The organism is Planktotalea frisia, assembly GCF_001890925.1.
Classification (GTDB): domain Bacteria; phylum Pseudomonadota; class Alphaproteobacteria; order Rhodobacterales; family Rhodobacteraceae; genus Planktotalea; species Planktotalea frisia.
Genome location: NZ_MLCB01000043.1, coordinates 1 through 6,811, shown reverse-complemented (window position 1 = coordinate 6,811; position 6,811 = coordinate 1). Strand labels below are relative to the sequence as shown.

Sequence of the window (6,811 nt, the reverse complement as noted above, 5' to 3'; positions counted from 1 at the left end):
TTCGTGAATCATGACGACAAACCAGCATCAAGGCAATTAATGGGTCCTGAGCCTAGCAAACTTGGAGCAACTGGCCGCACTGGGTCCCGAGGCGGTGCGCCAGGGTTTCTATCAAGCGCAAGATGTGGCCGCGTAGTTTTGAGGTGAGTGAATCCGTAAAAATCAGTCAAATTCAGATTGGCGGGTATTGTGGCGGGTTGGAATTTATTAATCAAATAATAGCAATAAAGTCAAAGACTTATCGAGGGAATTGGCGGAGAGACAGCCATTATCGGGCTGTCAGGTCAAACTAGTTTGAATCATAGCGGCTTTGCAAACAAAAATGCAAACACACATACAAAAATCACATTATAACAGATATTTAAAACAAAAAGCCGTCCAATCCATCATAGGTGCAACGGAAAGGCGTGCGGCGCGCGCAGCACTTTGGGGCATATGTGTGTTAAGATCGGTCATCGCGTGCTGCGATAGAGCAATTTGCCCAGCGCGTGAAGGGCTTTTGCCTCAGGCGCAGGCAACAATAACAGGGATTGCCCTTGCCTTGCCCTGCCCCATCTGGTCCACATCGGATAACACTATAGATGAGGCCAGCCATGACAGATTTCACCAAAACCCGCGCGATGTTCGATATTCCTGAAGGGATGGTTTACCTCAACGGCAACTCGCTTGGCCCTATGCCCAAGGCTTCGCCCGCCGCGATGACAGAGTTTTTGAACAATGAATGGCGCACGGAGCTGATCAAGGGCTGGAACACAAAAGGCTGGTTCATGCAAACCAACACGCTCGGCGACAGGATCGGCAAGCTTATCGGGGCTGAGGCGGGATCCGTGGTTGTGAGTGACACGCTCTCTATCAAAGTGTTCCAAGCTGTCGGCGCTGGTCTGTCTATGGTGCCGGACCGCCGTGTGATCCTATCGGATACAGGCAACTTCCCCACCGACCTCTATATGGTGCAGGGCCTCGTGAAGCTCAAAGAGGATGGCTATGAGCTGCGCACGGTTGAACCCGAAACGGTCATCGACGCCATCACTGATGAAATCGCTGTCGTTACCCTAACAGAGGTGGATTACCGCACAGGGCGCAAGCATGACATGAAAGCGATCATCGACAAGGCTCATAGCGTCGGTGCTGTTGTTGTTTGGGACCTTGCACACTCTGCAGGCGCAATCCCTGTGGATCTGTCTGGCACGAACGTCGATTTCGCAGTTGGCTGTACCTACAAGTTTCTGAATGCGGGCCCCGGTGGTCCTGCGTTCATCTATGTCGCCCCCCGTCTGATCGAGACAGTCGAGCCTGTGCTTTCTGGTTGGTACGGTCATGAAGCACCGTTTGCGTTCACCACCGACTACCGCCCTATGCCTGGCAAGATTGACCGTATGCGTATTGGCACGCCCTCTATCGCCTCTTTTGCGTTGCTCGAAGCGGCGTTGGATGTGTGGGACGGTGTTGACCTCAACGATGTGCGAACACGCGCGGTTGAGTTGATGGATTTGTTCATATCAGAGGTTGAGAGCCGCTGCGCTGGTGTGACCCTTGCTGGCCCGCGTAATATGGATGAGCGCGGCTCGCATGTGTCGTTCCATTTCGAGGATGGCTATGCCTGCATGCAAGCGCTGATTGAGCGTAAAGTGATCGGTGATTTCCGTGCGCCTGACATGATGCGTTTTGGCATTACCCCGCTGTTTGTAGGTGAAGCAGAGATCCTCAAGGCCGTTGATACGCTAGAGGACATCCTCAAGACCGAGAGCTACAAAGACGCACGTTTTCAGGTGCGTTCTGCGGTGACATGACCGAGGGGCTAGGCATACCTCAATGGCGCAGCTTGAACGCGCAAGAGCGCGCCTTGGCCTACTCGCCCAGCAAAGCTTTGCCCGATGGTGACCTTACGCCCTATATAGAGGCCTACGCCAAGGACAGCGCTGCGATCTATGCAGCGCATCCTAATATGCAGACGCTCCACTATGGCGATTCCCCGACTCAAACTATCGATTTGTTTGTACCCGATACAACGGCACCCGCCCCACTGGTGATTTACATACATGGCGGCTATTGGCAGGCGCTTTCCAAACGCGACAGCACATTCGCAGCTCAAGGGTTCTTGGATAATGGCATCGCCTTTGCAGCGGTTGACTACACCCTTGCCCCTGATGCCAGCCTTATACAAATCGAAGAAGAATGTGTGCGCGCTGTGCAGCACCTTTATGAGCATGAAGAGCACAGCAAGTTCGATAAATCACGTATCGCCCTTTGCGGAAGCTCTGCGGGTGCCCATCTTGTTGCTATGACCTGTATCAATCTGCCCTTTGAGCCCAAGTGCGCTGTCTTGCTGTCTGGCATATATGATCTTGAGCCACTCATAGGCACCTATGTGAACGATCCACTCCATTTGAATGTCGAAACTGCACGGCACTCTAGTCCTATACATCACGACCTTTCACGCTTCCCAAAGGCGCTACTCGCCTACGGAGAGATTGAGACAGATGAATTCAAACGCCAAAGCCGGGCGTTCGCGGCCCTCCTTCCTGATGCGGAGTGCTTGGAAATTCCAACCCGCAATCATTTTGACATCGTCTATGATATTTCAAACGAAAGTGCGCTCGCTGCGCGCGTTTTTGAATTGGTGCGCACAGCATGAGCGAAAAGCTAACCTTCCCTGTTCAAGGCCTTAACTGTGCGTCTTGTGCCGTTCGCGCCGAAACCGCGCTAAACGCGCTTGAGGGTGTCACAGCCGAAGTTAATTTCGCAACCCTGCGCGCTGAGGTTCAGGTCGCATCCTCCGTCAATAGCGCGACCCTCGTTGATGCGTTAGCTGCCGTGGACAAACCTGCAGAATTGGTCACCACCCGCCTGAGCATTGATGGGATGACCTGTGCGTCGTGTGTGAGCCGGGTGGAGACAGCGCTTTTGGCGGCCTCCGGCGTGGTGAGCGCAGAAGTTAACCTCGCCACAGGGGAAGCGCGCATAGAGAGCCTTGGCACGCCACACTCCGCGCTTTTGCAGGCTGTGAAACAAGGTGGCAAAACGGCTAAAGTCATCACCTCAGACAGCCCAAGCGCGCCACGTTTTGGGGATGAGGCGGATGAGATGCGCCGCGCGTTCCTTCTTTCTGCGCTTTTGACGCTGCCTGTTTTCATCCTAGAGATGGGCGGTCATGTCTTTCCCGCGTTTCATCACCTCATCGCACGTACAATTGGCATACAAACCAGCTGGCTTATTCAAGGACTGCTGACCACGCTTGTTCTGATCCTACCGGGTCGCACGATCTGGCGCGACGGCATACGCTCTTTGGTTAAGCGCCAACCTGATATGAACGCTTTGGTCGTGCTCGGCTCGGGTGCTGCATTTTTCTATTCGCTCTTTGTGCTAATCGCACCTACCCTGCTCCCCCAAGCTGCACGCAGCGTCTATTTCGAAGCTGCTGCCGTGATCATCACTCTCATTCTTGCAGGGCGCTGGATGGAGGCGCGTGCAAAAGGACAAACTGGGGCCGCCATTGCGCGATTGATCGCACTGCGCCCTTTAAAGGCAACGATCGAGCGCGACGGTAAACAGCAGGTCATTGCAGTCGAGTCTTTGGTGAAAGGCGATGTAATTGTCATCAAACCCGGCGAGAGGATCCCCGTGGATGGCACGGTCTTATATGGTGAGAGCTGGGTCGATGAGAGCATGCTCACAGGTGAGCCGCTCCCTGTGCTTAAAGTCAAAGGCGCGCCGATCACGGCAGGCACGGTGAACACCACAGGCAGTTTTAGCTTTACGGCGCAGAAACTTGGGAACGACACAGTCCTGAGTCAAATCATCGAAATGGTGCAAAAAGCGCAAAGCGCGCGGCTTCCTGTGCAGAACTTGGTCAACCAGATTACCGCGTGGTTTGTCCCTGCCGTTTTGGTCATCGCGCTTTTCACAATCTTAGCGTGGGCATTCTTCGGACCTGATCCCGCTCTTACATATGCTCTGGTTGCGGGTGTCTCGGTCCTCATCATTGCGTGCCCTTGCGCCATGGGGCTCGCGACGCCGACGTCGATCATGGTTGGCGCAGGCCGCGCGGCGGAGCTTGGGGTGTTGTTCGCCAAGGGGTCCGCACTGCAAGAGTTAAACGCGGTCACAACCGTTGCCTTTGATAAGACCGGAACCCTCACTGAAGGGCGGCCAAGCATGACTTCGATTGCGCTTTACTCAGACCTTTCGGAGAATACGGCTTTAAAACTCGCCGCGAGCGTCGAAAGCCTATCAGAGCACCCAATTGCACGTGCTTTGGTGGCGCATGCTAAAGCGCGAAATATTGAACTGCTCGACATTAAAAGCTTTGAAAGCCTAACGGGTGGTGGCGTCAAAGCAACGATCGACGCACAAAGTATCTTGATAGGGAATCGCAAATTATTAGGCGATTCAAAGGTAGATTTGTCCGCACTGCCCGCTGACGGGATCGGAACAGAGGTTATCTTGGCGGTAGACCAAATCTTGGTCGCCCAGTTTGAAATCACGGATCCTTTGAAACCAAATGCGAAAACCGTGATTGATCGTTTGCGCGCTGCAGGGCTCAAAACTGTGATGCTTACTGGCGACACTGAGCAAGCAGGACAGAGCATCGCAGACGAACTCGGAATGGACTATTGTATCGGTGGCATTTTGCCCAGTGCGAAAGCTGATACCATCAAAACACTGCAAGCAAACGGCGCTGTCGCTTTCGTCGGTGACGGTATCAACGACGCGCCCGCATTGGCACAATCCAACGTTGGCATCGCGATCGGCACAGGAACAGACGTTGCGATTGAAGCTGCAGACGTCGTGCTTCTGTCGGGTGATCCAAATGCGCTCTTGTCTGCCTTTGCGATCAGCAAAGCAACGTTGCGAAATATCAAACAAAACCTGATCTGGGCGTTCGCCTATAACGTGCTGTTGATCCCGATTGCAGCGGGAGTGCTCTACCCTAGCCTTGGTCTATTGCTGTCCCCTGCGCTTGCTGCTGGGGCGATGGCCTTGTCGAGCGTTTTTGTCGTCAGCAATGCATTACGCTTGCGACGCGCAGGTTAGTTTGACCAACTTTAATAGAGTTCCACAAGATCATCATCGAACGTAGCACAGGCACGCCCTTTGCTTTTGGACGCATAAAGTGCGCGATCAGAACATTGCATTAAAGCGTCCATCCCGCGAGGGTCGCCCACAAGGCGGCGCGCAATACCGATGCTTGAAGAAATATGGCAGGTCTCGTCTTCAAATTTAATAGGCTGTTCGATTCCGCGGATAAGCCGCGACGCGATTTCTTTCAGACGATCTTTCTCAGCACTTCCCTCGATCAGAATTATAAATTCATCGCCACCAACGCGCGCGATCACATCGCCCTTTCGCGTCTCTGCGCGCATGATTTTTGCAACTTCTTGCAACACGCGGTCGCCCGCGGCGTGGCCTTTACTGTCATTCACAGCTTTAAAAAAATCTAGATCCAGTTGCATCAACGTAAATGGGCGATCCTCTTCAATCGCCGTTTCTAAGATCCGATCTGCAGCGCGACGATTTTTCAAACCGGTAAGCGTATCTGTTGCGGCTTGTTCTTCTGCTGCGAGTTTCGCACCTTGTAATCGCTGGTTCAAATTCCTCGAGGCATCCATAGCGGCGGACTTCGCCTCCACCAAGTAGAGCATTTCTATTGCAAGGTCGGTCGCTGCAAAATCTGCGCTACTGAGGCCGAAATCTTGCACACCTTCGACAACCGAAATGCCAAAGGACAGATTTACCAATGCGCCTTGCCCTTTTGGTAAACGCACCAATACGCCCTTTAGCGACGTGCACGGTGCTTCGCGCAATTCCAGATGCAACTTGCTTCGCGCGCGCGACATCAGTTCTGACATGGTCGTAATTGAACGTGGGCGATCTAAACGAAACACCTCCAAAAATCGCATCCCTGTCAAATCGGCATCCGGGCGTAGCTTTTTCAAGGTTGGTGCTACGTGAACAATATGACCTGTCTCTGTCAGACGCAGGTGCATTGGGCACAGGATATCAAAAGCCGCGTCAAGTGCAGGCCAATCCAGAGTTGGCATTTTCGCAAGCCTTCTATCGACAATCACACGCGCACGCCCAGTTCAAAACGATTGCCCGCCGCAAAAGCCGTCTCTAGCAAGGCGATAGCGATTGTTTCGACCTCCCCTTGCCGACCGCCGTATTCCAACATGACCAAAGCACCGTAGTCATCAGCCATAGCGGTTAAAAGACCGATCAAGACATGGCCAAACCCATCAATGTCCGAGCGCACTGTTAAGCTGAATTGGTTTACCGTGTGTTCCCGAAGCTCTAACCTTGGCAAGAACAAGTCAGCGACGGCCAAGCGCGCCCGATCATACAAGTCATCGAGGGAGTAGAGAAAATCAACAAAATCGACTCCCCCGAACCGCAGCAGCCGCCGCACCGCTTGTTGAGACGGTTGCGACACCAGATAAGTTCCCAAATTCTGAAGAAAGTCGCCGCGCTCAACGCCCAAAGCTTCCGTCGCGCAATCAACAACACGCGGTGTTACACTATTATCATACACCATCATCGCTTCAAAAGACGGATCTTCAAGATCTGCCCTGTGCGCGATGACGCGCCAAGCATCGACGCCGTATGTGTCCTTCACAAACGCTTCAACGGCTTTGTTAATTAGCCCATGCATACCAAGAACCCTGCATTACTTTGAACGGAGTTTTGCAGTGCAGATCTTAACAAACACCTAATTTATGCAAGGCTAATTACCCTATACACAGAGTCCTCGAGCACCCGACTTTTGACGGGTTGACGTCTGACCGTAGAACGATTCAGCTAACCGCATGATCCG

5 protein-coding genes are annotated in these 6,811 nt (G+C 53.1%); 3 read left to right on the top strand and 2 right to left on the bottom strand.

All coding sequences use genetic code 11. The features are described 5' to 3' along the window. Positions 1 to 593 precede the first annotated feature (593 nt). From kynU to PFRI_RS02580, 3 genes are read left to right on the top strand one after another with little or no spacing between them, the layout of a single operon-like run. Positions 594 to 1,790, top strand: a complete 1,197-nt coding sequence (gene kynU, locus PFRI_RS02590; RefSeq protein ID WP_072629197.1) for a kynureninase — start codon at positions 594 to 596, stop codon at positions 1,788 to 1,790. Beyond that, the gene (locus PFRI_RS02585; RefSeq protein WP_072629196.1) at positions 1,787 to 2,635 is read left to right on the top strand and encodes an alpha/beta hydrolase; all 849 of its coding nucleotides are present in this window, start codon (positions 1,787 to 1,789) and stop codon (positions 2,633 to 2,635) included. The genes kynU and PFRI_RS02585 overlap by 4 nt, the downstream gene beginning before the upstream one ends. Then, positions 2,632 to 5,034, top strand: coding sequence for a heavy metal translocating P-type ATPase (locus PFRI_RS02580; RefSeq protein ID WP_072629195.1), 2,403 nt, complete (start codon positions 2,632 to 2,634; stop codon positions 5,032 to 5,034). The genes PFRI_RS02585 and PFRI_RS02580 overlap by 4 nt, the downstream gene beginning before the upstream one ends. Before the next feature lie 11 nt (positions 5,035 to 5,045). On the opposite strand, the gene PFRI_RS02575 is transcribed toward PFRI_RS02580, so the two are convergent. Further along, positions 5,046 to 6,041 (bottom strand): GGDEF domain-containing protein, encoded by a 996-nt coding sequence (locus PFRI_RS02575; RefSeq protein ID WP_072629194.1) that lies wholly within the window; start codon positions 6,039 to 6,041, stop codon positions 5,046 to 5,048. 23 nt (positions 6,042 to 6,064) lie between these two features. After that, entirely contained in the window at positions 6,065 to 6,649 is a 585-nt protein-coding gene (locus tag PFRI_RS02570; RefSeq protein ID WP_072629193.1) for a heme NO-binding domain-containing protein, read from the bottom strand. Positions 6,650 to 6,811: the final 162 nt, after the last annotated feature.